At 55.6% G+C, this 26,447-nt stretch carries 25 protein-coding genes and 1 tRNA gene; 10 read left to right on the top strand and 16 right to left on the bottom strand.

The genetic code is table 11. The features are described from left to right. Positions 1-13: 13 nt before the first annotated feature. The 9 genes from MWU55_RS08900 to MWU55_RS08860 all read left to right on the top strand — a co-directional run bounded on the left by MWU55_RS08900 (position 14) and on the right by MWU55_RS08860 (position 9,941). Positions 14-1,126, top strand: a complete 1,113-nt coding sequence (locus MWU55_RS08900) for an S-(hydroxymethyl)glutathione dehydrogenase/class III alcohol dehydrogenase (RefSeq protein ID WP_246935717.1) — start codon at positions 14-16, stop codon at positions 1,124-1,126. Positions 1,127-1,656: 530 nt separating this feature from the next. Continuing rightward, the gene (locus tag MWU55_RS08895; RefSeq protein WP_246935688.1) at positions 1,657-2,733 is read left to right on the top strand and encodes a sugar ABC transporter substrate-binding protein; all 1,077 of its coding nucleotides are present in this window, start codon (positions 1,657-1,659) and stop codon (positions 2,731-2,733) included. A 75-nt stretch (positions 2,734-2,808) separates the two neighbouring features. Continuing rightward, positions 2,809-4,296, top strand: coding sequence for a family 43 glycosylhydrolase (locus tag MWU55_RS08890; RefSeq protein ID WP_246935687.1), 1,488 nt, complete (start codon positions 2,809-2,811; stop codon positions 4,294-4,296). Between the two features lie 10 nt (positions 4,297-4,306). Beyond that, positions 4,307-5,380: a class II fructose-bisphosphate aldolase gene (gene fba / locus MWU55_RS08885; protein WP_246935686.1), complete on the top strand. Its 1,074-nt coding sequence runs from the start codon at positions 4,307-4,309 to the stop codon at positions 5,378-5,380. Positions 5,381-5,406: 26 nt separating this feature from the next. After that, positions 5,407-6,225, top strand: a complete 819-nt coding sequence (locus tag MWU55_RS16605; protein ID WP_246935685.1) for a PfkB family carbohydrate kinase — start codon at positions 5,407-5,409, stop codon at positions 6,223-6,225. Then, entirely contained in the window at positions 6,218-6,862 is a 645-nt protein-coding gene (locus MWU55_RS08875) for an AAA family ATPase (protein WP_246935684.1), read from the top strand. Before MWU55_RS16605 ends, MWU55_RS08875 begins: the two co-directional genes overlap by 8 nt. Before the next feature lie 78 nt (positions 6,863-6,940). After that, positions 6,941-8,158: an ROK family transcriptional regulator gene (locus tag MWU55_RS08870; protein WP_246935683.1), complete on the top strand. Its 1,218-nt coding sequence runs from the start codon at positions 6,941-6,943 to the stop codon at positions 8,156-8,158. A 14-nt stretch (positions 8,159-8,172) separates the two neighbouring features. Further along, positions 8,173-8,928: an ATP-binding cassette domain-containing protein gene (locus tag MWU55_RS08865; protein WP_246935682.1), complete on the top strand. Its 756-nt coding sequence runs from the start codon at positions 8,173-8,175 to the stop codon at positions 8,926-8,928. An 11-nt stretch (positions 8,929-8,939) separates the two neighbouring features. Then, positions 8,940-9,941 (top strand): ABC transporter permease, encoded by a 1,002-nt coding sequence (locus tag MWU55_RS08860; protein ID WP_246935681.1) that lies wholly within the window; start codon positions 8,940-8,942, stop codon positions 9,939-9,941. Positions 9,942-10,405: 464 nt separating this feature from the next. Here the strand turns inward: MWU55_RS08860 and MWU55_RS08855 are convergent, their stop codons facing one another. The 13 genes from MWU55_RS08855 to MWU55_RS08795 all read right to left on the bottom strand — a co-directional run bounded on the left by MWU55_RS08855 (position 10,406) and on the right by MWU55_RS08795 (position 23,169). After that, positions 10,406-10,963 (bottom strand): hypothetical protein, encoded by a 558-nt coding sequence (locus MWU55_RS08855; protein WP_246935680.1) that lies wholly within the window; start codon positions 10,961-10,963, stop codon positions 10,406-10,408. A gap of 34 nt (positions 10,964-10,997) precedes the next feature. Then, the gene (locus MWU55_RS08850; RefSeq protein ID WP_246935679.1) at positions 10,998-11,513 is read right to left on the bottom strand and encodes a helix-turn-helix domain-containing protein; all 516 of its coding nucleotides are present in this window, start codon (positions 11,511-11,513) and stop codon (positions 10,998-11,000) included. 183 nt (positions 11,514-11,696) lie between these two features. Next, on the bottom strand, positions 11,697-11,906 hold the full coding sequence (locus tag MWU55_RS08845) for a MerR family transcriptional regulator (RefSeq protein ID WP_246935678.1): 210 nt from the start codon (positions 11,904-11,906) through the stop codon (positions 11,697-11,699). 98 nt (positions 11,907-12,004) lie between these two features. Continuing rightward, positions 12,005-12,937: a hypothetical protein gene (locus MWU55_RS08840; protein ID WP_246935677.1), complete on the bottom strand. Its 933-nt coding sequence runs from the start codon at positions 12,935-12,937 to the stop codon at positions 12,005-12,007. 3 nt (positions 12,938-12,940) lie between these two features. Then, a complete protein-coding gene (locus MWU55_RS08835) occupies positions 12,941-14,131 on the bottom strand; it encodes a site-specific integrase (RefSeq protein ID WP_246935676.1) in 1,191 nt (396 codons plus the stop codon). 150 nt (positions 14,132-14,281) lie between these two features. Next, a tRNA-Ser gene (locus MWU55_RS08830) sits at positions 14,282-14,371 on the bottom strand. Between the two features lie 145 nt (positions 14,372-14,516). Then, the gene (locus tag MWU55_RS08825) at positions 14,517-15,236 is read right to left on the bottom strand and encodes an alanyl-tRNA editing protein (RefSeq protein ID WP_246935675.1); all 720 of its coding nucleotides are present in this window, start codon (positions 15,234-15,236) and stop codon (positions 14,517-14,519) included. Then, the gene (locus tag MWU55_RS08820) at positions 15,229-17,730 is read right to left on the bottom strand and encodes a DUF3772 domain-containing protein (RefSeq protein ID WP_246935674.1); all 2,502 of its coding nucleotides are present in this window, start codon (positions 17,728-17,730) and stop codon (positions 15,229-15,231) included. The genes MWU55_RS08825 and MWU55_RS08820 overlap by 8 nt, the downstream gene beginning before the upstream one ends. Beyond that, the gene (locus MWU55_RS08815) at positions 17,730-18,764 is read right to left on the bottom strand and encodes a cysteine synthase A (protein ID WP_246935673.1); all 1,035 of its coding nucleotides are present in this window, start codon (positions 18,762-18,764) and stop codon (positions 17,730-17,732) included. Before MWU55_RS08815 ends, MWU55_RS08820 begins: the two co-directional genes overlap by 1 nt. Before the next feature lie 72 nt (positions 18,765-18,836). Next, complete coding sequence (locus MWU55_RS08810; RefSeq protein WP_246935716.1) at positions 18,837-19,964, bottom strand: NUDIX domain-containing protein; 1,128 nt, start codon at positions 19,962-19,964, stop codon at positions 18,837-18,839. A gap of 54 nt (positions 19,965-20,018) precedes the next feature. Next, positions 20,019-20,459 (bottom strand): TrgA family protein, encoded by a 441-nt coding sequence (locus MWU55_RS08805; RefSeq protein ID WP_246935672.1) that lies wholly within the window; start codon positions 20,457-20,459, stop codon positions 20,019-20,021. Between the two features lie 97 nt (positions 20,460-20,556). Next, entirely contained in the window at positions 20,557-21,765 is a 1,209-nt protein-coding gene (locus tag MWU55_RS08800; protein ID WP_246935671.1) for a cyclopropane-fatty-acyl-phospholipid synthase family protein, read from the bottom strand. 177 nt (positions 21,766-21,942) lie between these two features. After that, positions 21,943-23,169: an aminotransferase class V-fold PLP-dependent enzyme gene (locus MWU55_RS08795; RefSeq protein ID WP_246935670.1), complete on the bottom strand. Its 1,227-nt coding sequence runs from the start codon at positions 23,167-23,169 to the stop codon at positions 21,943-21,945. Between the two features lie 275 nt (positions 23,170-23,444). On the opposite strand from MWU55_RS08795, the gene MWU55_RS08790 reads away from it, so the two are divergent. After that, positions 23,445-23,927, top strand: coding sequence for an Hsp20/alpha crystallin family protein (locus tag MWU55_RS08790; protein WP_246935669.1), 483 nt, complete (start codon positions 23,445-23,447; stop codon positions 23,925-23,927). 53 nt (positions 23,928-23,980) lie between these two features. Here the strand turns inward: MWU55_RS08790 and MWU55_RS08785 are convergent, their stop codons facing one another. The 3 genes from MWU55_RS08785 to MWU55_RS08775 are packed head-to-tail and all read right to left on the bottom strand — an operon-like array spanning position 23,981 to position 26,421. After that, positions 23,981-24,325, bottom strand: a complete 345-nt coding sequence (locus tag MWU55_RS08785; protein ID WP_246935668.1) for a contact-dependent growth inhibition system immunity protein — start codon at positions 24,323-24,325, stop codon at positions 23,981-23,983. Then, on the bottom strand, positions 24,318-25,310 hold the full coding sequence (gene acuI / locus MWU55_RS08780) for an acryloyl-CoA reductase (protein WP_246935667.1): 993 nt from the start codon (positions 25,308-25,310) through the stop codon (positions 24,318-24,320). Before acuI ends, MWU55_RS08785 begins: the two co-directional genes overlap by 8 nt. 10 nt (positions 25,311-25,320) lie before the next feature. Continuing rightward, positions 25,321-26,421, bottom strand: coding sequence for a dimethylsulfoniopropionate demethylase (locus MWU55_RS08775; protein ID WP_246935666.1), 1,101 nt, complete (start codon positions 26,419-26,421; stop codon positions 25,321-25,323). Positions 26,422-26,447 lie beyond the last annotated feature (26 nt).

Genomic DNA, 26,447 nt, shown 5'->3' with positions numbered 1-26,447 from the left:
TAGGAGGAATCCCATGCGCACGCGAGCCGCCGTTGCCGTAGAGGCCGGAAAACCACTTGAGATTATGGAAGTGAACCTTGAAGGCCCGCGTGCCGGCGAGGTTTTGGTTGAGATCAAGGCCACCGGCCTGTGTCACACCGACGAATTCACCCGTTCTGGCGACGATCCCGAGGGGATCTTCCCGGCCATTCTGGGCCACGAAGGCGCAGGCGTCGTGATTGAAGTGGGCGAAGGTGTGACCTCACTCGAAGTCGGCGATCACGTGATCCCGCTCTACACCCCAGAATGTCGTGAATGCGACTATTGCCTGAACCCGAAAACCAACCTCTGCCAGTCGATCCGGTCAACGCAGGGTGCAGGCTTGCTGCCCGATGGCTCGACCCGTTTCTCGATGCTGGATGGCACGCCGATCCACCACTACATGGGCTGCTCGACCTTCGCCAATCACACCGTGGTGCCCGAGATTGCGCTGGCTAAGGTCCGCAAGGACGCACCGTTTGATAAGATCTGCTACATCGGCTGTGGCGTCACAACCGGCATTGGCGCGGTGATCAACACCGCCAAGGTTGAGATCGGGTCGACCGCTGTGGTCTTCGGTCTGGGCGGCATTGGCCTGAACGTGATCCAGGGCCTGCGGATGGCCGGTGCGGATCAGATCGTGGGTGTGGACCTGAATGACAGCAAAGAAGAAATGGGGCGCCACTTTGGCATGACCGATTTCGTGAACCCCTCGAAGGTGGATGGCGACATGGTGGCCCATCTGGTTGAACTGACGGGCGGTGGCGCGGATTACAGCTTTGATGCGACCGGCAATGTGAAGGTGATGCGCGACGCGCTGGAATGCGCTCATAAGGGCTGGGGCGAATCTATCATCATCGGTGTTGCACCCGCGGGTGCCGAGATTTCGACCCGCCCCTTCCAACTGGTCACCGGTCGTGTCTGGCGCGGTACAGCCTTCGGCGGCGCTTCGGGACGCACGGATGTGCCAAAGATCGTCGACTGGTACATGGACGGCAAGATCGAGATCGACCCGATGATCACCCACAAGCTGAGCCTTGATCAGATCAACGAAGGGTTCGAGCTGATGCACAAAGGCGAAAGCATCCGCGCAGTGGTGGAATACTAATTTGTGAGAAGGCGATAATCGAGGTCCTCGTCGTCTTTGATAAAGCCGCTAAAGACATGTGATGTACAAGCTAGGATCCTGCTTCATCGAGCAGACCAACACTCGATCGGCTGCAGCTGATCGGCGTTCTGCTCATAACTATTCGCTGGCATGGAAGGTGGCTTTGTGAAGACAAGTTCGGGATAGGCTTGTAGCTGAAGCTGACCTTCGTGCAATGCGCAGCATCAAGAGCTTAGGGCTCAGACCTGCCAATCGCTGCGTTGGTGTTGAAGGCCTGCTATGCGGGACAAAGTGAGCTTTCGCTGCGTTCGCACCAATGGCTGCTGTCGATAAAACCGCAATGCGGAGTTACCTCGCGCTCCCACATTTTCTTTACTGGCCACTGATGCTTGGTCGAAGGCCGCTATGACGACCGCCGAATCGCGGTGTGAATAATCATTTATTGCGAGATGCAATTAATTGCGTTACGCATTTAAGTAGGCTGATTCGACCATTACCTTACAAAATGAAATCTCTCCAGGGAGGAGAACATGACTAAGAACCTTCTAAAGACCCTGCTTGCGACGGTTGCTTTGCTGCCACTCGCTGGCGCGGCAATCGCAGATAGCCATGCGCGCACTGATCTGGTGATCGCGGACCTTGGCCAACCTGAAACCAACCCTTGGGTGATCAATCGTCACCGGTTTGAACGTTGCGTTGCGGACGCGCTTGGTGTCGAACTGAAAGAGTTTGACGACCAGAATTCTGAAGAACAGCACGTCTCGCAGGCGGAATCCATCATGGCGAGCCAGCCGGACGGTCTGATCTTCAACCCCCTGACCGCACCTGCTGGTATTCAGGTCGCACGCCTGCTCGAAGACAATGACATTCCTGGTATCGCAGTCGGGCGTCTCGTCGTTTCAAGTTATGACGACGACTATGAGGGCGAGGACTTTATCGCGCAGGTCACCCAGAACAACGCCACTTGGGGCGAGGCCATGGGGCGCGCGACTGTTGATCTCGGCTACGAAAAGGTCGCCATGATCTGGACCCAGAAGGGCAACATTTCTGCGACCGAGATCTGGGAAGGTGTTGCACGCGAACTCGAAGCCGGTGGCGTCGAGGTTGTGGCCGAAGCATGGGATGTGCTGAGCCGTGAAAATGGTCAGAAATATGCTGAACAGTATATCGCGCGCTTTGCCCCCGGTGAAGTAGACGCGTTTATCGTGATCGGTGCGGTTGCCGGTCTGGGCAGCAAATTTGCCATTGATCAGGCCGGACGCGACGATATTGCCGTCATCACCACAGACATCGACGAACAGGTCGCTCAGTTCATTGCCGAAGGCGAGCTTGAATTCTCGATCGGTGGTCACTGGATGGTTGGTGGGTTTGGTTTGATCCAGCTTTATGACTATCTGCATGGCCACCCGATTGAAGACACGCAGCCAAAGGTTGGTCTCATCCCGGTCACGGCTGACAATGTTGAAACTTACGCAAACGGCCTGCTGAACGGCTGTATCTTGTCGCCCGAAACCGTGCGCAGCCTCAGTAAGGTTCACAATCCAGACGCTGATCTGTCCGGCTTCATCAATGACTGGCAGGCAAACTGGCAGGATTACGTGCAATAATCTCCCATGCACGAGGTGCTCCCGGCCCCGGTGGTCGGGAGTGCCAGCCAATCAACCAATTCTTTGAGGTCCACGATGAGACTATTCGGCTATGCTCCCGAACGAGGTGCCGCTGCTGGCGATACCATGCCCTTTTACCATGATGGAAAATGGCACCTGTTCTTTTCCCAGCCCCCCGTCGGCGCATGGGAATATGTGGAGCGCGCCCGGGTCTCAACGGCCTATTTGCAATCCGATGACCTGGTGAACTGGAAAGTTATGCCCGATGCGTTTGGCCCCGGTGCACATGGGGATTGCGATGGTGATGGCATCTGGACTGGATCTGTCATTGAGCATGAAGGCGTCTTTCACTTCTTTTACACCGGCTACAATCGCCAGTCCGCCTCACCGCAAACGATTTGCAAGGCGACGTCAACCGATATGAAGACCTGGGACAAATCCGGGGGAAACCCCCTTATTTCGCCTGATCCGCGTTGGTATGAAACCGTCGATTGGCGCGACCCTTACGTCTACCGAGACGAAGACGCCGGATGCTTCAAGATGCTGATTTCTGCGCGCTTGAAAGAGGGTCCGCAGTTTCGCCGCGGCTGCGTTGCGGTTGCTATCTCCGAGGACTTGGAAAACTGGGAAGTTGGTCCGCCGCTGGCCTCTTCCATGTTGACACATTGCCCGGAATGCCCCGAAATCTTCCAGCTGGGGGATTGGTGGTATCTGGTAGAGAGCCGTTACTCAGAGCGGATGCAGACGCTTTACCGGGTGGCAAAGTCACCCGAAGGCCCTTGGGAAAGTCGCAAGTTAGATAGCCTTGACGGGCGCCGTTTCTATGCGGCCAAGTCTGCCAGCGATGGCGACAGACGTTTCAGTTTTGCCTGGATTCCGTTCCGTAAACACCACGGTCCAAAGCGCAGCTGGGTCTGGGGCGGAGAACTCGGCAGCCCGCGTGAACTGCACTCCCTGCCTGACGGAACACTGGTCAGCCACCTGCCACAAGAGGTGGATGACAGTTACAACACATCTGTCGTACACCTGCTTCGCCCCATGCTGGGCGATTGGGTTGGCGGAGATAGCCCACAGTGCGACGCCACCGGCAGCTATGCCTATGCGTTTCTGGATGGTCCAGATCGGGATGACGTGCTGCTTGATGTCGTCATCGAACCCACCGCCAACACCGAAGCTGTGGGCATTCTGATCGAACCGCGCGGCGGTGACCACCTCGACAGCGGCTATAGCCTCGCCATTGAGCCGATGAAGGAACGCGTCGTTTTTGATCGCTGGCCCGCCGCCATGGACCCCCTATGGGACAGCCTGGTCCTGAACGAACGCCACGGCATCGAAGTCAGTCAGGAAATCGACAGCCCGCTGGTGGATCGCCCATTGGCCTTTACGCCCGAAGATGGACGCTATCGCGTGCAAATCCTCCGCAACGGGTCTGCTATTGAATGTTTCGTTGCCGGGCAGGTTGTCGCCTCGTTCCGTGTCTACGACATCTCAAACACAGACGCCTGGGGTCTGTTTGTGCAGGAAGGTTCTGCGACATTCCATGACCTGAAATTCCGAAAGTAAAGCCAAACACATGCCCTTGATAACTCTCCGACAACTGCTCGATCATGCTGCCGAACATGCCTATGGCGTGCCCGCTTTCAACATTTCGAATATGGAGCATGGTTTGGCGATCATGAACGCTGCGCGTGCCTGTGACGCGCCGGTGATCCTTCAGGCCAGCCTGAATGTGCGCAACGTCTATGCGGGCGACAGGATGATTGTCGGGATCGTGGAGGCACTGGCCGAGATGTACCCCGACAATCCCATCTGCCTGCACCAGGATCATGGCCACAATGAACAGGCCTGCGTGAGTGCCATCGGTGCGGGGTTTACCTCGGCGATGATGGATGGGTCTCTGATGGGTGACGGAAGGACGCCGGCAGACTACGAACACAACGTCGATATCACCGGGCGTGTAGCACAGATAGCCCACTGGATTGGTGCGTCAATTGAAGGTGAGCTTGGCGTGCTTGGTTCTCTGGAGACAGGTGAAGCCGGCCAAGAAGATGGTTCCGGTGCGGAAGGAAAAATGGACCGTGATCAGCTATTGACCGATCCCGACGAGGCCGCTGCGTTTGTTAAGGCGACTAAAGTGGACGCTCTGGCAATTGCCTGTGGAACGTCGCACGGTGCTTACAAATTCACCCGCGCGCCTGATGGCGACATCCTGTCGATGACCCAAATCGAGGCGATCCACAAACGCCTGCCTGAAACGCATCTGGTGATGCATGGGTCCAGTTCCGTGCCCCAGTATTTGCAGGACGTGATCAACGCCCATGGTGGCGAAATGCCACAAACATGGGGTGTGCCCGTAGAAGAGATCGAGCGCGGCATCAGGCATGGTGTGCGCAAGGTCAATATCGATACGGATTGCCGGATGGCGATGTCTGGGGCGATGCGCCGATTTGCGATTGAAAACCCGCAAGCTTTTGATCCGCGCGCCTTCATTCTGGCGGCGATGGCGGAACTTGAGACACTGGTTCGTGATCGGTTTGAACGTTTTGGTACCGCCGGACAGGCACACAAAATCGAGCCAATTTCGGTGGCCGATATGGCCAAGCGTTATGCGGAGGGCGTGCTTGATCCGCGTGTTGCCGCGGCTTGACCCGCGCGCTTTTCATAGGTCGGTCCGTGCTAGACGTTATCGCGCTGGTCGAGGATTTTCCCGGCCCGGACGGCAAGACCAAGGCGTTGGCGAATGATCTGATACCGGGTGGGTCGTCACTGAACGCCGCGATTGTGTTCTCGCATATGGGCGGCGATGCGACCTTGGCAACTTCTATGGGTGCAAAGGGGCTTGTTCGGGACTTTGTGACCGGTGACTTGAACAATCATCGCGTCGATCTGCGCGACATTTGTGAGGACCCCAACTTCCAGATCCCCCTGTCGACGGTCGTTTCGACACGCAGCCTCGGCACGCGAATGATCGTTAACGATGCGCAGGATGACTGCAGCCGCTTAAAAGATGGACGTAATTTGTTCTCGGGCCGCTTCGACTTGATCCAGCTGGATCAGTATGAACGCCCCTTCGTCGAACAGAACTTCGACAGCATCCGAGCCTTTGACGGTCCTGTCATTCTGGACGGGGGAAGCTGGAAAGACTGGTCGCCTGATTTCCTTCGGCTTGCCGATGTGCCCGTCGTCTCAGAAGTATTCTTGCCTGACGGCCCGCAGGCGTTCGCCGAGATGTGCAATGATCTCGGGCTATCGCGTTGGGCCATTACACGCGGTGCAAAGGGCGTGATTTGGCAGGACGGCGACTCATCCGGCGAAATTCCGGCGGTGCCGGTTGCTGCGGTGGATACGCTGGGTGCCGGTGATATCTTTCACGGCGCGTTTTGCCATGCATACGCCGAAACCGGTGACTTTGTTGCGGCCTTGAGCAGCGCCAACCGGATTGCAGCAAAGTCTTGCGAACTTGCCGGCACTCGGAGCTGGATGCGTGCCTGAGATCATTCACTCATACGACGCGTTGATGAAAACCATCGTGGATCGGGTTGAAGGCGCCGCTGCACCTTTCCTGATCGGGATCGCGGGGCCACCTGCGACCGGCAAATCCACTCTGGCGGAGCGTCTTGTCGCCGATCTTAACGCCGCCGGAACAAAAACATGCTTCTGTCCCATGGACGGATTTCACCTGACAAATGCACAGCTGGACGCCCAGGGCCTGCGCGCTGCGAAAGGCCGCATTGATACGTTCGATGCGGACGCCTTTATCGCCGCGGTCCAGCGTCTGACGGCAAGAGACCCTTTCTGGTGGCCGGTGTATTCGCGCCAACGGCATGATCCCATCCCCGAAGGCACCCGTATTTCCGGGACCGAGGACGTATACGTCACTGAAGGAAACTACGTGCTTTCCAATGCCGAACCCTGGCGTACGGCAAGCGATGCTTTCAACCTGTCCCTCTTTGTCGATACACCGGATGAGATCCTTCGCCAGAGACTTTTGAACCGGCACCATAAAAGCGGGCGGTCGCAAAGCGAAGCGCTTGAAAAGATCGATCGCACCGACATCCCAAACGCCGGGATCATCAGAAACGAACGGCAGGTCGAAGACATCCTGTTCTACGAGCGCGCAGATGACTGACCCCGACCATCAATTCATTGTAGCTTGCAAGCAAATCGCACTATGCTGGAAATATCAGCAACTTGGAGGGTGCGAGCAATGAGGGCGACACGAAAAGGATTGTCGATTGAAGGCGTGCAGGGCCACAATCGACAGGTCATATTGAAAGCGCTTCACGATCTCGGGACATGTTCGCGCAAAGACATCAGCGTGGTGTCAGGACTTGACCAAGCGACAGTCACGCGCGCCATTGGCCCTCTGCTGGACGACGGGATTGTTGAAGAGGTGGGTCTTGTCAAAGGGGGGCGCGGCAGGCGGTCGATCAACCTCGATTTTTCCGCAAGCGGGCGGAATATCCTGTGCTTACGACTGCAAAGACGCAGCTTTTCAATCGCGGGCTTCAATCTGCGCGGAGAACCCCTTGAGCCGGAAGAATTCCCAATTCCAAGAGGCCAATCCGCAGCCGAGACATTCACCAATATTGTCCAAGCGATGGAGCGGCGGATCTCAGGCTTCAAGCAAATTGATGGGATTGGCATCGCGGTACCCGGGCCATTTCTTGAACGCGATGAACGTGTCATTCTGATTACCGAAAGCCCCGAATGGCAGGGATTTGACCTGATCCCAGAACTTCGGTCGCGTTTCCCTAACATTCCATTGCATTCCACCCACGACGCAAAGGCTGCGGCGCTCACCGAATGGCGCCACACCGCACACAAAAATGGGGCGAAAGTCCTGCTTTATGTCTCTGCCGGTCAGGGTATCGGCTCAGCCCTCGTTGTTGGCGGCGAAGTTTACCGAGGCGCGCTCGGCCTGGCGGGTGAGATGGGTCATATGTCAATCAAAGTCGATGGCCCGCAGTGCAAATGCGGAAATACCGGCTGCCTTGAGATATTCGCGTCTCGAATTGCGCTACTGCGTGCCATTCGTGAACGAGCAACGGCCCGTTTAACCACAGAAGCCACATTCTCGGACGTGGTCGCGGCCTATGCAGATAGCGACCCGGTAGCGACGGAAGAAGTTAACAAGGTCGCGCGCTATCTGGCTCAGGGCATCACCAACTGCATCAATTTCGCGAACCCGGATCTAATCGTCATTGGCGACGAATATGCCTTGCTGGGTGAGCCGTTTTTGAACGCAATCAAGACGCAAGTGGAAAAGGCAGTGCTTCCCAGCGTGTACCGCTCTGTTGACATCGAACTTAGCGGTTTGACCGAAGACACCGTACTCAAAGGTACGTTTCTTGACGTTTTTTTACAGACCTATTTGGGCCCCGCTCGAGAAGCTCAAGACAAAACAACCGATGACACGAAGTGACAGGGAAATTGGAAATGGATGGATTGGACACAGCGCCGCTATTGACGGTTGAACACGTCACGAAATCCTTTGGCGGCGTGCAGGCCATGCGCGATGGGTCATTTGACCTTAATCGTGGCGAAGTTGTTGCAATTGTTGGTGGAAACGGGGCGGGAAAATCGACTCTGGCCAAGATCGTGTCCGGCGCACATGTGCCAGATAGCGGGCGCATCTGCATCAAGGGTGTCGAGATTCCACGGGCGGATCACAGCGTGTCTCATATGCAGGCTTGCGGGATCGAAGTCGTCTACCAAGACCTTGCGCTGGTCCCAAATATGACCGCCCCCTACAATCTGTTTCTTGGGCGTATTCCCCGAAAGTGGGGACTGTTTGTTGACGAAAAAAAGATGCGTAAGAAGACCCGCGAGGTGCTCAAGCAACTCAACGTCACCACCGTTCAGGACCTGTCTCAGCCGATTTCTTCGATGTCAGGTGGACAACAACAAAGCATCGCAATCGGGCGTGCCATCGCCTGGGGCAGCGACATTGTCATTCTTGATGAACCAACCGCAGCCCTAGGTCCCAATGAAACCGGAGAAGTGGAGCGATTGGTCGAGGATGTCCGTGATCAACATGGTACGTCATTTATCCTGATCAGTCACAACCTTGATCAGGTGCGTCGTCTGGCAGACAGGATCATTGTCACCCACCACGGTGTCACATCGCGTGAATTCAAACGCGACGAAATCACATCAGACCGGCTCGTCAAAGCCATCACATTGGGCGAATGAGGAGAAACGCCATGTCAGATACCACAACAGCCCGGCCACTACTGACCCCAGAGAGGGTCGAGAAGTTGCGCGACTATGTGCCTTTCATTGCTATCGCGTTGGTGATCCTGATGTTTTGGGCTATCTCGGGCGACCGTTTCATGTCTGTTCGCAACTGGACATTCATCGCCCAGCAAACACCGGTTCTGTTGCTGTTGGCCTTTGCGCAATTGATGATCGTCACGACCGGCTCGATCGATATCTCTATCGGTTCAAGCCTTGCCTTTTCGGCCTTTCTTGGGGCTCTTGGGATGCTATGGTTCGGTGACGTGGGTCTGATCCTCGGTGTACTTGCCGGTGGATTTGTCGGCATGGTCAACGGCTGTATCATCTCGCTTCTCAAGATCCCGTCCTTTGTCACGACGCTGGCCATGCTCATCATCGTCCGCGCGCTGGTCATCATCATGTCTGATGGGACATCGATCTATATCACGTCGGATAGCGGGGCTTCCGGGGGCAATATTTCGTCGGTCGCAGCACCTTGGTTGTTGTCGATGGGCAAGTTCCCGGCAATCTTCATTCTCGCGGCGATTGTCGCGCTTCTGATGTGGGCGTTCTACGAGAAAACCGTTTTCGGTCAGCAACTGCGCGCCGTTGGCGGCAACGAGAAGGTGCTGCGCCTCGTGGGCATCAACGTTACGACCTTCAAAATTAAAGTGTTTGCAGCCGCCGGGCTGATGGTGGGCCTCGCGGCCTGCGTCAATCTTGCCCGCGCCGGGGCGGCCACACCGCAGGCGGGAATGATGATGGAACTCGACGCCATCGCTGCTGTCGCGCTCGGGGGGACACCCCTGACTGGCGGATATGGCAGCGTTGTCAAAACGATCATTGGCGCTTTGACCCTGACCATTGTCCGCAACGGATTGACGATCGCCGGTGTGCCGCCGTCCTGGAGCCAGGTTGCTCTTGGCCTGTTGCTGATCGCCGCCATTGCGATTTCGCTTAATCGTAGCAAGATTGATGTGGTGAAATAGTCGTCAGTCAAGTGTGGGGTATTCAGCGGAAAATCTGATGCTCGTCGAATGGAGATTGCAACCAGCGAATCCGTGGGCAACCTACGTCAAATTCACGCCCGCCAATCAGTAAGAATTGCGCCCTACGTTCCGCGCTCAAAGCGGACGTAAGCGCACATTGCAGCATCGTTCAATATGGGCTCATAGCGGGCATTCACTGTAAGGATAACTTTGAGTTGCAACTGACTTAATTGCTCCCTTCGCTTGCTAGCGCGGCTAGTGCCCTTCGCAGGTCCGACCATTCCCGAGTGCGCATACCATGTTGATACGCTGGATTGGCCTTGCCCGCCCTGTGCCCACCTCCAGCACCATGCATGCGGCATACGCGCCAGCCACCAACCGCAGGGTTCTTGCACGGAAGACCAGTGCGTTTTGATTTTGCAGCGCATCTTGGGGCTTCATGTGCGCTTTGCATGGGGTTGGCGTCACTTTTCATTTGCGCCCCTCCCCCGGTCACTCACATTACCAACGATGGCCTGACCTCCATCCTGCACATTCACATGCTGCACAGTGACGGTCTGCTTGCCGCCGTTTCGGTGTTTACGAAATGCCTCCATCTGGCCGACGTATGCGCGCGCAAGCCTGGTGTATCCGTTATAGTGGCTCTGCACTTGGTCCAAACGTTCTGCATTCGCCAACCATCGACCTGACCGGATCATTGCCACATGTGTTGCAGCCATCTGAACGGACAGCATTTGCTCGAAGGCATCCCGTGGTTTGATCTCAGCAACCGTTGCTAATAAAAATCCGCGTTCGTCATTGGCAGGAAACTCATCGCTGGCCTCGTCACCTTTCAAAACCTTCAGGCAGTGGCTCAGGAGCGCCTCTGACATTTCGGGATTCTCAGACCCGAATACTTCTTTCAGAGCATCCTTGTGGGCCAAATCGACCTTGTAGCCCTTATCCCTCGACCCCGACATGGTGACACCAAGTGTTTTCGACTTCTCTCCACTCTGTTTCGCTACCGATTTATTTCCAGTCATATCTATGCCCCTACCTGTAGGTGAGTGGTAATTATTAGTGTTCCGTTTCAGAACCGAGAGCCCCTTGCGAAACGGCCTTGACGGGTTCCCGTTTGGAACCAGCAACAGAGCTTCGGTTTTCAAATGGAACCACCGTGAATGCTGACGGTTCCGTTTCAGAACCGCGTTTTTCTTTTCCTGCCTTCAGGAAAGTCCGCCAGTCATTTGTAGGAGCCGCCCTACCCCGTGCTGTTTGCATTGGCTTTGTCGTCAGACGCCATTCATGCGCGCGGCGGTGATACCAGTTTCCTTCCCGCTCCAACGCTAGGAAGCCGTGCTCGATAAGTTCGCGGTAAGCCCTCTGGACCGTCGCCTTACCCATGCCCAGCGCGTCACCCGCTTCAGCATAGGAAAGCGTCAGAGCACCATTGTTGCCGCCGTGGTATCGCGTATGCAGCTCTAGCCAGAGCTTTACGGACGCACCAGACAAGCCGCGCCACGCATCACTGCGCAACTGAGAGTATGGGAGGGGCACATACTGCCCCTCGTCCTTCCTGTTGCTCTTACCCATGCTCGACTTGTCCTTTACGTATTCTAAAGGGTTGAACCGAGTTTGAGAGCCTGCACCAGCGGAACCGCCGTTCGTTTTTGGTTGCGGAGACCGTGCCCGACATGGCATCAACTGAACTTGCGAAGGTGGCAGTTGATGTCACTCGAAAAGCCTCAGCCCCGCGTGCGGAGTTGGGGTTTTTCATTAGGCGGCCTCTCCATTTGGATCGACGCGCTGGGCGCTGAGATAGGTGTTTAGGTCGGTACCGTGATAGCCAATGCGGCGTCCGATGCGGATGAAGGCAGGCCCGGTCATACGGTGCCGCCATTGTGCGAGCTTTTCGCGGTCGCCTAAAACGCGAAGCTCAGGATCTTCAGGAAAGTAGATACGGTCGTCGTCGTAGATGTTAGCCATCGGTGTGTCATCCTTTTGCTGGACTGGTTTCGATGGCCTTATATTCCGTCTATCCACACAGGATTTGAAAGCGTTACCCGCGAAGCAATTGGAAGTAACTATTCATTTCTTTGCTTCTCATAATTTCCGACCATTCTCTCGGAGATTTTGAATCCCGCCTCCTCAAGTTCCTTCGAAATAGAAAGAAAGCTAACTTCTTTCGGTTTGCCATGCGGATAACGACGATAGTACTCTTCTTTGGCACCGGAGGGCTTCGGGCCGCGTCTTTCGGTTGGCCGACTTCTCCTTTCGTGCCCCTCAGATCTTCCAACCAATCCCCAACCCGGCTCAATGAATCCAACTTGTTGAAGATACGTGGGAAAGTCGTCTGGAAGCGCGCCCCTTTTCCAAACCAGCACCCAAGAAACAAAGGGAGTGACCTGTTGCTCGATGTACTTTCTCGTCGTTTCGCTATCAAGATAGTGAGAGCTTCGCTCAAACCCTGAAGCGGAGTTATTCTTCAATCGGATACACCCCAGCGTATGGTCAAGAAAACAGTATCGTGCGGCTAGGTCTCCAGTGTCGAAACTTCCTTCTTCGTACAGCTTGAAAATATTCAGCAACTCTCGCGACTTGCGAATTGGCCAAACTGGGTGAACCCAATCCAAGCGATCCATATGCAGAAATAAGCTTTCGTCAGGCTGGATAACCAAACCTTCAGACGAGCTGACACATGTTGGAAAATCTTTCAGCACTCTCGATAGTAAACAATGGTACAAAACCGAAATATCGAAACGCATGTTTTGACTGTAGTCAAAATACTCCTGCATCTCTTCATTTGTCGCTTCAAATGGATAGTCGGGATGAAGCTTTCTGAACTGCTTCAATTTGAATGAACCCAACAAACTGTCCGGATGCATATCAAAATCAAACACACCCTCCAAATCCTCTTCATCTTCCTGCAATAGTTTTGCAAGGTAGATGCGATGCACCCAATCCGAAATGAATTCAGACATTAATCCAAACGATATGTAACCTTCGGGTGCAAACAATGACTAATCCTCGCGACCATTCTGTGAAACAGATGAGAAAGTGCTCCACTGAGCCATGACTTTCCGGCGCCGCTCTAACAAATCCGACCGCGCATAAGCGCGCTCCACATCATTCCCGACCTGATGCGCCAATGCGGCCTCAGCAAGCTCCCTAGGCGCATTCGCGGCCTCTGACGCCCAATCCCTGAACGAGCTACGAAAACCGTGCACAGTGAAGCCCTCGCGCCCGATACGGCGCAACAGCATCAGCATCGACATATTGGACAACGGCCTGTGCCGTTTCTGCCCCTCAAAGACGTACGTGGACGCCATCGCCTTGAGCGGTTCAAGGATTGCCAGCATTTCATCAGTCAGGGGCACGCGGTGTTCTTTGCCGCCCTTCATGCGCTCGGCTGGCACGGTCCAAAGGCGCGTTTCAAAATCCACCTCCGGCCATGTCATTTCCAGCACCTCGGTTGTACGTGCGGCGGTCAGGATGGTGAATTGCAGCGCCTTGGCCGCCATTGCCGTTCGTTTATCAAGCTCGGCATAGAAAGCAGGCACATCACGCCACGGCATCGCATCATGGTGTTGTGGCTTGGCTTTGACCTTGGGAAGCACTTGCGCCTCTTTCACGGCAGTCACCGGGTTCTCGCCAGAGCGAAACCCCTTGGCCTTGGCAACATCCAGAACAACCTTGATGCGCTGGGCAAGCCGTTTCGCCGTTTCATGCTTATCGGTCCAGATTGGAGACAGGCACATCATCACTTCGGGTTGCCCGATGGCATCAACTGGCATCCGCCCTATCTTGGGAAACGCATAGTCTCGCAACGTGTTCAACCATTGCTGCCCATGCTTGGGGTTCTTCCAAGTGGGCAATCGGTCGATATGCACTTGGCGGCTGAGTTCTTCGAAAGACGGAACCTCGCGCTTGGCGTTATATCGTGGGTTCAGCCCCGACTTTGCCATGCGTCGGTATTCCAAAGCCCTCTCGCGTGCTTGGTTCAGCGTCACAACATCCGCACCGCCTAAACCAAAGTCCGTGCGAAGCGGTGCGCCCTTGGCATTCTTCTGACCCTTGACGGTAACTCGCACAATCCAGCGCCGCGCGCCGGATGGATCAACCACCAGATAAAGCCCAGAACCGTCGCCATGCCGACCCGGCCCAAGATTCTCCACCAGCCTTTTCGTAAGCTTGCCGCCCAGCGCCGCCATCAAGAAATACCACTATTCATACCACGCAACGAAAGTATATGTGGACAAGTGAATGAAATCCAGTGAAACCAGACAGAAGAGCCAAAGCCATACAAATTAGGCAGATATGGCGTTAGATGCCATTCAACAAAACTGAGAAAAAGGTGTGGCTGGCGGAGCGGAAGGGATTCGAACCCTCGAGACGGTTCCCCGCCTACACACTTTCCAGGCGTGCGCCTTCGACCACTCGGCCACCGCTCCGCCGACGTTGTTATTCGGAAGTGCAGCCGGGTTCAAGCGGTCATTGCAACTTTTATGGCGTCCGAATTGCGACCTTTTGCAGGGCGATCATTTCGCAGTTGATTGGGGATTTACCGGTTCACTGTAGCCGGTCTTGTGCTGTCCGTTAATCGACAAGATGAAGTGCAACGCGCCGGTTCATGCGACCTTTCTTTTCGACCTTTCCCAGCCGCACCTGACCAATTTCCAAGCTTCGCGCCACATGTGTTCCACCACAAGGCTGAAGGTCCACTTGATCATCTTCCGTCCCGATCCGCACCAAACGCACCCTGCCCGCCCCTTTCGGTGGCTGCACAGACATTGTTTTGACCAATCCCGGGTTGGCGTCCAGCTCGGCATCAGTGATCCAGCGCTCTGTGATCTCAAGATCGCGTGCGATCAGGGCGTTCAGCGCATCTTCTACGGCCTGTTTGTCTTCCAGAGGTTCTTCCATTGCAAAATCAAGGCGTGATTTTTCGGCCCCGATCTGTCCGCCCGTCACTGGCAGAGGGATCACAACGGACAATAGGTGTAAGGCGGTATGCATGCGCATGTGCCGCTGGCGCAGGTTCCAATCAAGCCTTTGAGTGACTTCGGTGCCGATGGCGGGCAGCACGCTGGCCTCTGACGGCACAAGTACAATGTCACCAGCGTCGCCCTTCACGGTGGTGGCTATGTCCATTTCTCCACCGGACCAAACAAGCTGGCCTTTATCTCCGGGTTGACCGCCGCCTGTTGGGTAAAACAGACTTCTGTTCAGCACCACGCCGCCCTGATCCGTGTGGGCAACGACGGTACCAGTCGCATCAGTTGAATACGCATCTTTCAGGAAGACCGGATCACTCATCCCCTGTGCCCTCACCATCGGTTTCACCGTTGTTCATGTCGTCGGATGTCATTGCGTCCCGACCCAGCGGAGAAGCATTTTCTGAATTCGACATCTCCGCTTTGGATTGAGAAACCAGCGCCTCAGGATTACGCAACCAGATGTCGCGCTGTGCAAATGGAATCTCGATTCCCTCTTCGACAAAGCGGCGTGCGATTTCGTGGTTGATTTCGCTTTTCACTGTCAGCATGAAATTGACGTCCGATAGGATCGCCCGGATCTCGAAATCCAAACTGTCAGCACCAAAGCCTTGGAATACAATCGCTGGAGCCGGATCGACCGTAACCATCGGATGAGCCTCGGCAATTTCGCGCAAGATGGCGTCAACCCGGCGGGTGTCGGTGCCATAAGCAACGCCAACAGGAATGATTACGCGCCCGATCGAATTGCCGCGGGTGTAGTTGGTGACCACCCCCGCCACCAAATCACTGTTTGGCAGGATCACGTCGGAACGGTCGAAGGTTTCGATCCGCGTGGCGCGGACCGAGATGTCGCGTACATAGCCCATCTCCCCGTTCACCTCGATCCAGTCGCCTTCGGATATTGGACGCTCGATCAAAAGGATGATGCCAGACACGAAATTCGACACGATGGTTTGCAGACCAAAACCAATCCCGACAGACAGCGCACCAGCAACAATCGCGATCGAGCTAAGATCAATGCCCGCCCCGGTAATGGCAATAATGGCAGCTAAGAAAATGCCGACATATCCAGTGCCAACAGCGATCGCATTCTGTCCGCCTTTGTCCATCTTCGTTTTGGGCAAGATCGTGCCACGAAGCGTCGCTTGAATGGCGCGCGTAGCGACATATCCAACCGCAAAGATGATCGCAAAGATCATAAAGGCATGCGGCGTAATCCGCGCCTCGCCCATCTGGAAGCCACCAAGGAAGGTTGTCCAAAGCTCTGACAGATCCGTAGAACGGGCGCCCCAGATCAGCGCTAGTAAAGGCAAAGCAGCAAGCGTTAAACAGAAGCTGATCACCACAGGAAGCAAAGCGTCATCTGTGGCGTCATCGTCTTTGCGCATCACCGTTGCATAAAGCGCTTTGATGAAATCATGCAGGATGACAAGGATCGCCAGCACGGAAAGTGTAAGGATTGTTGGAACAATCATCGCCTGAGCTAAGGATGAGTATCCAACAGCCGCAGCGACAGGGGCCGCAAAGCCAACAATTTCACAGATACGTCCAATTAATGACATCGAACGGGTGCGGAAATTGGTGTTTTCCTCGGACTGAATGCTGCCCAAATGCCGACGCAACAAGCGGCCCAATCTTACAAGCAGAACACCGCCCGCAACGATGAGGGGAAATGACAGCACAGCCATCGTGACATCGGAATATCTGTCATGTTCGCCGATTTCGGACAGGATGTTTCCAAGCCCCAGCAGTACCCCCAGAAACATGACATCTATGCGCGCTTCGGCACGCAAAGCGGGCGTGGGCAGGTGAATTGCCGAGTTGCCGGCCTCCTGCCCAAACAACCGTGTTCCGATCCACAAGGCGACGAAGAAAAAGAAGCCCGCATCTGGCAGAGCATCGATGATGACCTGTCCGCGAAGTCCTAGAACTCCGGTTAGTTGAACAGCCAAAAGTAACGCGATCAAACCAATCATTGGCGCGATGACTTGCCCCAATGAGATCACAAACCCGATCACACCGCGCGATGGCCCCTTGCGCATTTTCCGCAAGCGTCCGCCCAAACGGATCAACCAGAAACGAGAGCGCGTTAGCAGCAGCAATCCGATGCCCAACAACGTCACAGTCAAAGGCAGATCCGATTGGAAATCGCGCCTTTGCGCATCACTGCCCCAAGCATTCTTAACCTCGGAAAGAGCATTCGCGAACGTCTGCTTCATCTCGGAAAATGCAACTGGCCAAGCTGCCGGATTTATCGGGGTTGGTCCAAGCTTCAACAACTGGTCTGTTTGCCGACCACGCAGCTCTGAATCAATTTCTTCGATCAAGATCTCGGCGCTTGCAAAGGCCTCTTGCGCATTTTTGACAGGGGCCTGCACTTCGGCCAAAGCGCTGGCAAGTTCCGTCCGCCGATGCGTCACAGCGGCATGTTCGCTTCCGGGGTCTTCCGGCTCTGGACCCAGCGTCGCCAGCTGAGTTTTCAAAGTGTTGATGCGGATCGAGTTTTCTTCCTGTGCAGACAGGAAAAGCGTGCGCCACTCAGCAATCTCATCTCTAAGATCGCTTAACGCGCTGTCTGAAGCACGACCAATTTCAAGCACCCTTTCACCGCGTTCGGCCACGCGTGACCACGCAAGGTAATCAGGCAATCCATCAGGCGTTAGGATATATGCCGGGGTGTCTTCGGTGACTTCGGCTTCCTGCGCATGAGCAGGAACCATCATAAGGGCGGCAAGCAGCAATACCTTCGCCACTAGAAGCCCGATTGCACGAAGCAAGCTCTGACCTATGCGCGGTCGCAACCCGTTCGTCATCAGCTGTCCTCGAACACTTCGGGCATAAAGGCAGGATCGCGATCCAACCATTCAGGAACTGGAAGCCCTTTTTCACGAAGGAAGGCGGGGTTGAACAGTTTCGATTGATATCGAGTGCCGTAGTCGCACAACACTGTCACAATCGTGTGGCCAGGTCCCATTTCACGCGCCATGCGCATGGCGCCAGCCACGTTGATCCCTGACGACCCGCCAAGGCACAGCCCTTCATTGCGCAGCAGGTCATAGATCACGGGCAGTGCTTCGTCATCTGACACTTGAAACGCCATATCGGGTTTGAAGCCTTCCAAATTGGCCGTGATACGCCCCTGCCCGATCCCTTCTGTGATCGAACCGCCTTCGGCTGCCGCCGTACCGGTTTGATAAAGGGAATAAAGCCCCGACCCCATCGGATCGCTCAACGCCACTTTCACGCCTTTGGGCTGCAGCGCCATACCGACACCGGCTAGCGTACCGCCTGATCCAACGGCACAGGTGAAACCATCCACTCTGCCATCGGTTTGCGCCCAAATCTCGGGCCCGGTGCCTTCGATATGCGCCTGACGGTTTGCAACATTGTCAAACTGGTTGGCCCAGATCGCCCCGGCGGGTTCGCTTTCATTCAACTTCTCTGCCAATCGGCGCGAGTAGTGAACATAGTTGTTTGGGTTTTTGTAAGGAACCGCGGGCACTTGCACCAGCTCTGCCCCGGCCAAACGGATCATGTCTTTCTTTTCTTCAGACTGCGTTTCCGGAATCACAATTACTGTCTTGAAGCCCATCGAGGCACCAACCAGCGCAAGTCCGATCCCGGTGTTTCCAGCCGTCCCTTCAACAATCGTACCCCCCGGCTTCAACGCCCCACGGGCCACAGCATCACGAATGATAAACAGGGCTGCCCGGTCTTTGACGGACTGACCCGGATTCATGAACTCAGCCTTGCCAAGGATCTCACAGCCTGTGGCTTCGGAAGCAGCTTTCAGGCGGATCAGTGGAGTGTTTCCCACCGTGGCTTCGAGATCGCGTTTGATGTCCATTTTTCAGCCCCTTGTGACGCAGTGTTCCTATCATCTGTAGGACTTGGGCATAGGCGGTTCAAGGGCCGAGCATCACGAATGCGTGCGCAAATCCTGTCGGTTTGCAGCCAACCAGTACGCCGCCAGTATCAATGGGCCGCAATTCGCTTCACCCGAGGTGACGAGCGTCATCAGATGTTCAAAAGAAATGACGTGGCTGCGAATGTCTTCGGCTTCGTTCTCTACCCCTGCTATTCCACCGGCATCATCGGGCAAATCGCACAACGCGATAAAGGGATAGAAATACTCGGTGCTGGCACCGGGGCTAGGGTAATGCGCGGTCAAAGGGATCAGACGATCCAAGGTCAGGCGGGCTTCTTCCATTGCTTCCCTACGAGCGCTGTCTTCGGGTGTTTCACCGCCGTCAATGCGCCCCGCAATGGGTTCCAACAACCATGGGCGCACATCGCCGCGGATTTGCGGTCCCATTCGGAATTGCTCGATCACCAAAACCCGGTCACGAACCGGATCATAGGGCAAAACAATAACGGCATCGCCGCCAACAAAGGCTGCACGATCAACAACGTCGCTCATATCGCCCGAGTATTTGCGGAAAGACAGCTCTCGCTCTTCCATCGTGAAATACTGCGCATAAGGGCGACGACTGTCGTAAACTTCAATGTCGTTGGGTCCATAATCTGCACGCAAAGTGGCGGGCACAGGTTCGTTGCGCGCGCGAATGCGGCTAGAAGCTCGAGTGCGGATCATCGGGAAGCGTTGGGCGATGACCTCAGGCGAGACCACCCCAAAGTAACTCATAACCTCTTTCGCGGCCTCAACTGTCATCTCGCCAAACTGCATTTCCCAGTCAGAAAGGCTCCAAACCGCGCCCGGTTTCCACAAACCCGGCGCAGGAAAATAAACCTGAGTGTCGACGGGCTTGCGACCTTCATCGACCTCAACCGAAACATTCTTCAGCGCATAGTCGAACCCACCCTCATAAAAATTCAAGCGGGCGACATCTTCGTCAGATAGATCTTCGGCCAACACTCCGGAAACTTGGCTTGACAGATCACTTGAAGAAATCATCGGAAACGGCTGATTTTCAACCCAATTCACCTTATGAGCACAAAGTACTGCATCGTGAATGCTGCTGACACTGTCTGGTCCAAGCACTGTTTCCAGAAGTGGGCGATGACACAAGGTGCCGTAGAAAAACATGGATGTCACAGCAAACCCTTTTCGCGACCCGCCGGCAAATGGCGTGCTAACGCTCTACCCCCATTTTCGGGCGGCGTAAAATGCACTTGTTGACGCAATAAAGCCCCCGAGAATGGCGGTGGCAGCGATTTCAGCAGTGGTGAACTCCAAAACGGTTTCATACCCAATAACGAAAATATCCTGCAGCGCCTCAATCGGCCCATCATAGCGTTTGCGCAATGAGTTGCTGATCATCTCGGAAAAGGCAAAAATGAAAAGTGTGACAATGACTTGGACAAGAATTGTCGTACCGGCATTCGCACCAACCGACCCCTGCCCTTTGTCAGCCCGCGGGCCAAGATACATCCACCCAACAAAGAACCCCACCGCCGCGCATGTCGGCGACAGATATGGCAACTCCTGGCCTTCTTCCATTAAGGGCTTAACCATTTCGGCGCAAAGCCATCCGATCACAGCCAGAATGATAGCGGAAATCAGTTTTGCGGCTGTAGGCATGTGCTTCTCGGGCCTTTCTGGCTGTGCTGATGGTTAGCTAATCGTTACGAACCGCATATGTCCATATTATGGCATAAAACACAACTTTTTCGCGGGTTTATCCGTTTCTTCGCGCAACGGTCAATTGCACAACATCACAACTGCCAGAATGAAACGCTGCCGCACAGGAGGTCAGATAGAAATTCCACATCCGCCGGAACCTGTCATCGAACCCCATGGTTGCGATCCGCCCCCAGCTTCCGTTGAAACGATCAAACCACCGTCGCAGGGTTACTGAATAGCTTTCACCAAACGTGATCTGGTTGCGCGTATCCAACCCGGCCCGCGCGACTTCATCCTGCAACACAGTCTTTGAGGGCAACATGCCACCGGGAAAAATGTATTTTTGAATAAAATCAACGCCCTTGCGATAGGCCGCAAAACGGCGTTCCGCGATGGTAATAATTTGCAGCGTCGCTTGCGCCCCCGGTTTCAGGCAGGATTTGACGGTCTCAAAATAGATGGGCCAGTATTTCTCGCCCACGGCTTCGAACATCTCGATTGATGCGATCCCGTCATATTGTCCAGTTTCATCGCGATAGTCCTGAAGCTTGATCTCGACCATATCAGACAGCCCTGCGCGTCGCAGACGTTCGACTGCGAAATCATGTTGCTCCTGACTGATGGTCAGCCCCGTGACCCGAATACCTTTACGCGCGGCGTGTTCGGCGAAGCCACCCCAGCCACAGCCTATTTCAAGCACGTGATCCCCCGGACCAACGCCCATTTCATCGATCATCGAGGCGTATTTCTCTTCTTGCGCCTTCTCAAGGCTTTCCTGCCCTGTACGAAACAGAGCGGACGAGTACGTCATCGTTTCATCCAGCCACATTCCATAGAAATCGTTTCCAAGATCATAGTGGTGCGAGATATTTTTCTTGGCCTGTTTTTTCGTGTTCGCCCGCATGACGTGCCGTAGACGTTCATAGGCGCGCAGGAAGATCTGACCGGGAAACCCGTCATAGACCATGTCATTGTCGTCCTGAACAAGGTCCAGAAAGGCCTGAAGGTCGGGTGTCGACCAGTCACCTTCGATATACGCATCGCAAAATCCAAGATCACCTTCGCGGATCAAACGCGCAAACACGTCTGGGTCGTGAACATGAAGTTCGGCCACATATCCTGGCGCGGCACCTTCGGCACGAAACCGACGACCATCAGGCATAACAAAGTCCAATCGGCCTTTGTTCATTCGCTTTGCAACATCAAAGACCTGCGCGAAATACCGCGGCAGGCCGTCTTGGTTCTTTGTATCAGTTAGGATCATGTCTCCCCCCAGAAACACGTTCATATCTGGTGAAAGGCTATGTCGAGCTAGGCCGCGCTGGCAAGGTAGCTGCTATGCAGATGCGGAAAACTGCTTTGCAGGTGCAGTATTGCCGGATGAAAAGCAGCGGCGAAAGCCTTGTCTCGCCGCTGCGGCATTGTTGTCGCAATAAAGGGATCAGAGCACCTGATCCAGCGCTTCCATCAGCTTTGTGACCTCATCGGCCGAGGTATAGTGGGTAAAGCTGACACGCAGCACGCCATGGTTTGGATCAATACCCTGCGCCTCAAGCGCACGTACGGCATAGAAGTCGCCCCCACCCGACATAATCCCCATTGGGGCCAGCTTTTGGGCCAGATCCCCCCCAGTGTGTTCAGAGACCAACGCCACGGTCGGCGCCCTTTGCGCAGCTTGATCCGGTCCAAGCAGACGGACCGAGTTCTTGGCAGCTACATAATCCAGCAATGGCTGCAAAAGATTGACCTCGTGCGCACGCATCAAGTCATGCGCACCGGCTGCCAGCTGAGCCGCATCGCCAGTGATCCCGTGGTGACCAGCCAGCGCCTCCATGTAATCCGCCATCCCAGCCGAAGCCGCGATCTGAGCATGATCCGGTCCCGCTGGCGTAAAGCGTTTGTAAAGGCTTCCCGCGTTGAAATAGTGCCCCTGATTGGGCAGCGCGTCGCCCAGCGCGCGACGGATCACCATGACCCCCTGATGCGGTCCATAGGTTTTGTAAGCAGAAAACATATAAATATCAGCGCCTAAGGCATCGACATTCACAAATCCATGTGGGGCGTAGCTGACCCCATCTACGCAGGTATAGGCCCCCGCGGACCGAGCTTTGGCGCAGATTACAGCAACGTCATTTATCTCGCCCACCACGTTAGAGCAATGAGGGAAGCAGACAAGCTTGACCTTTCCGTCGCCCAAAAGCGTGTCCAGATCCGCCGGGTCCAGATGGCCCGTGTCGGGATCAATCTGCCATTCGCGAACCTCGAACCCTTCATCTGCAAGCCGCCGCCATGGGCCGGAATTTGCTTCGTGATCTTGATTGGTCACGACAATCGCATCGCCCTGTGACAGGTACTGACGGAAAGCTTGCGCCAGAACATAAGTGTTCTGCGTGGTCGAGGGACCAAAGCTCAGCTCATCCGTCGCTACGCCCATCATGGCCGCCAGGCGCGCACGCGCTTCGTCCATTTCTTCGCCTGCCAGACGCGAGGCCTCATAAGGCCCGTACGGCTGTACTTTGCGCTGCGTGTAATAACGCGTGAGCCGGTCGATCACTGGTTTACAGGTGTAGGACCCGCCGGCGTTCTCGAAAAACGCTTGCCCCTGTAATGATGGCTCGGAAAACGCGGGAAACTGTGCCCGTACCCAATTGATATCCAGTTCAGCCATGAGAAGGCTCCTTCTTTCAGTCTTTGGGAGTGCGCCCGTCAGATCGGGCACCCTCGATCTGGCAGGTCTTCCAGCCAGCCCAACGAGTTTTCGATCTCGCGGGCAGTCCGCACCACAGTGGGACCTCTTCGGGCTAGCGGCACGCACAAGAGCCGTCAAGCCCTGTCGTCTGAGTTTGCCGTTAGTGTCCCTGGGTTTGACGCGCGTCAAAGAAACAGGCCGGGACATGCGCATAATATTCACCGTTAACAACAACTGCTTCAAAGGAGGAAACGATGACCCAACGTGAATGGCTTCCCAAAATGTGGGGCGATTGGGGCGAAAACGAAGACAGCCCGTTTCATGCACTTCGCAAACAGGTCGATACGTTGTTTGAAGATTTCGACAGCGGCATCCCGGTGCGTGGTGGCAATTTCGCCATACGTACAAATGTCAGCGAAACGGACAGCGAGATATGCATCACCGCCGAGCTTCCCGGGATCGAGATGAGCGATGTCGACGTTGAAATCACCGGCGACAGCATCACTATTAAAGGCGAGAAAAAGTCCGAGAAGGATGAAAAGGGCGAAGAGGATGGCCGAACATTCCATCGCATTGAAAGAAGTGCCGGTTCGTTCATGCGCAGCACTCGGCTTCCGTTCGATATCGATCCTGACAAGGTGGTTGCCGATGTCAAAAATGGCGTTCTGACGGTCACGGTTCCAAAACCGGCGGACAAGCAGAAGAAAACTCGCAAAGTCGAAGTCAAAGCTGGCTAAAGCGAAGCTGGCGATTGAAACGGCTCGAGCCCACGCGGCTCGAGCCACTTTACTTACTTGCCGTGGCGTGCAGCCAAAGCCGCAAGGAACTCGTCATCGGGCCAGTGTTTGGTAGCGGCTTCCAGAAGGTCCCCGGGGTAGTAATCTCCCTCGGCGAGTGGGTCTTGTCTCAGAACTTCCAATGCGAAGGGCTTCAGCACTTCTGCTCCGATATCCTGCGCGATCATGATGCGCAGGTCTTCGGTGGTGAATTGTCCAAGGGGTTTCTTGCGCAGCGAGGCGCATGTCGCCTCGATGTAGGACGCGCAGCAAGGCGTTCCCCAGTGCTGCCCGTCAATCTCTTCCAGCGTTTTGTTGGCGAGGGACGCGATCAGGCGCCCCTCATCTTGTTTAGGCATTTACATCCACCACAACACGACCTTTGACACCCCCTTTTAGGATATCTGCCCCCAGTCCGGGAAGGTCTTGCAGTGTCGCAGGGGTGATCATGGCTTCTAGCTTGTCCATCGGCAGATCCTTGGCAATGCGTTGCCACGCCCGCACGCGGTTGTCGTAAGGCTGCATGACGGAATCAATACCCAGAAGGTTCACACCACGCAGAAGGAATGGAATGACCGTTGCAGGCAGCCCAGCGCCGCCCGCCAGCCCCACGGCTGATACGGACGCGCCATATTTCATCTGTCCCAGAACACGCGCCAACATGTCGCCACCTACGGCATCCACGCAACCGGCCCAAGTTTCCGCTTCAAGCGGACGTTTGGTGGTTTCGTTCAGCTCTTCACGTGCCACGATGGTGGTCGCACCCAAGGACTTCAGGTAATCCGCTTGATCCGGACGTCCTGTCACCCCTGCAACCTCGTAGCCCAGATTGGCCAGAATTGCGGTCGCGACCGACCCAACACCACCCGCAGCCCCGGTGACCAGCACCGGTCCCTGCCCCGGTTTCAGTCCATGATCTTCCAGAGCCATGACAGCCAACATCGAGGTGAAGCCCGCAGTCCCCACAGCCATCGCCTGACGGGTGGTCAGACCGTCGGGCAGCGGTACCAGCTTGTCCGCCGAGATACGTGCCTTCTGGGCATAGCCACCCCAAGACACCTCGCCCACGCGCCAGCCGGTCAGCACGACCTTGTCGCCGGGCTTGTATCGATCGTCATCCGACGCCTCGACCGTGCCTGCATAATCGATGCCCGGAACATGGGGATAGTTGCGCACAAGTCCTCCGCCTTTGGCAGACAGGCACAGCCCGTCTTTGTAGTTTACGGTGGAGTATTCCACGGCGACGGTCACATTGCCCTCGGGCAGCGCATCGGTATCGATTTCCTTGATCGACGCGGATGCCAACCCTTCGTCGTTTTGCTCCATCATCAATGCTTTGAACATTGTCGTCTCCTCAAATCCAGAAAGTGTCATAGACGGTCGCAGCACGCGGTCCGTCAGGCGTCATCACATCAAGCTCGGTACCCGTGTCCCAATGGGTCATGCGCACCATGCCGATGCCGACACCGGTGTTAAAGTCAGGTGAATTGGCGGCCGAGGTCACCTGCCCCACCTGCCGATCCCCATCCATAAGCGGCCAAGCCCGGTCGCAGGGTGGCACGCCACCCAGTATCTCGATCGCGCGCACTTGCTGAACGGGGCCTTCCTTGGCCACGCGTAACAGAGCATCACGCCCCACACAGCCCAGCGCGCTTTCGGTCGAACAGAACCGCCCCAACCCGGCTTCGTGCGGGGTGTTTTCGCGGGTCATATCGTTGCCGTAAGACAAAAGCCCGCCTTCGACGCGTTCAATCCCATTGGGACAACCCGCATAGACGTCCATACGCTTGCCCGCTTCCATCAGCGCGTTCCACAGGGGCATCGCGATGTCCGCCCCCTCGACATAGATCTCGAACCCACCCTGTTTGGAGTAGCCTGAACGCGCGACCACAAGATCGCGACCCTGAAACTTCAGCCGCTTATACCGGAAGAACCGTATGTCACGCACTGCGTCGCCAAAGACTGCCGCCGCCAGCTCATCCGATAACGGCCCCTGAATGGCCAAGGGCGAGACGTCCGGTTCATCAACCAGAACGTCCAGCCGGAACCCATAAGCCAGTCCCTTCACCCAAAACAGCAGGTCACTGTCCGCGATCGAGATCCAGAACCGGTCCTCGTCCAGTTTCACAGCTACCGGGTCGTTCAGCATCCCCCCGGTCTCATCGACCATGGGAACATAGAAACACTGCCCGTCCTGCATCTTTGACAGATCACGCGGGGTGAGCATCTGGATCAGGCGGGCGGCATCTGGTCCGCGCACCTCGACTTGACGTTCGCAAGACACATCCCAGACCTGCACGGCCCGCTTCAGATGAGCATAATCTTCTTCCACCGACCGAAAGACGGTCGGCAGCAGCATGTGGTTGTAAACCGTGTAGCCCTTAACCCCAGCGGCTTCGACGCCGTCTGAGAATGGGGTACGCCGCAAACGGCGGGATGGTGAGATCATAGCCATGGGTCGCGCTCCCGTGGGGTCCTCCG

It is taken from the genome of Aliiroseovarius sp. F20344 (assembly GCF_023016155.1).
GTDB lineage: Bacteria > Pseudomonadota > Alphaproteobacteria > Rhodobacterales > Rhodobacteraceae > Aliiroseovarius.
Note: the sequence above shows the minus strand (reverse complement) of the source record. Positions and strands in the feature narration are given on the sequence as shown.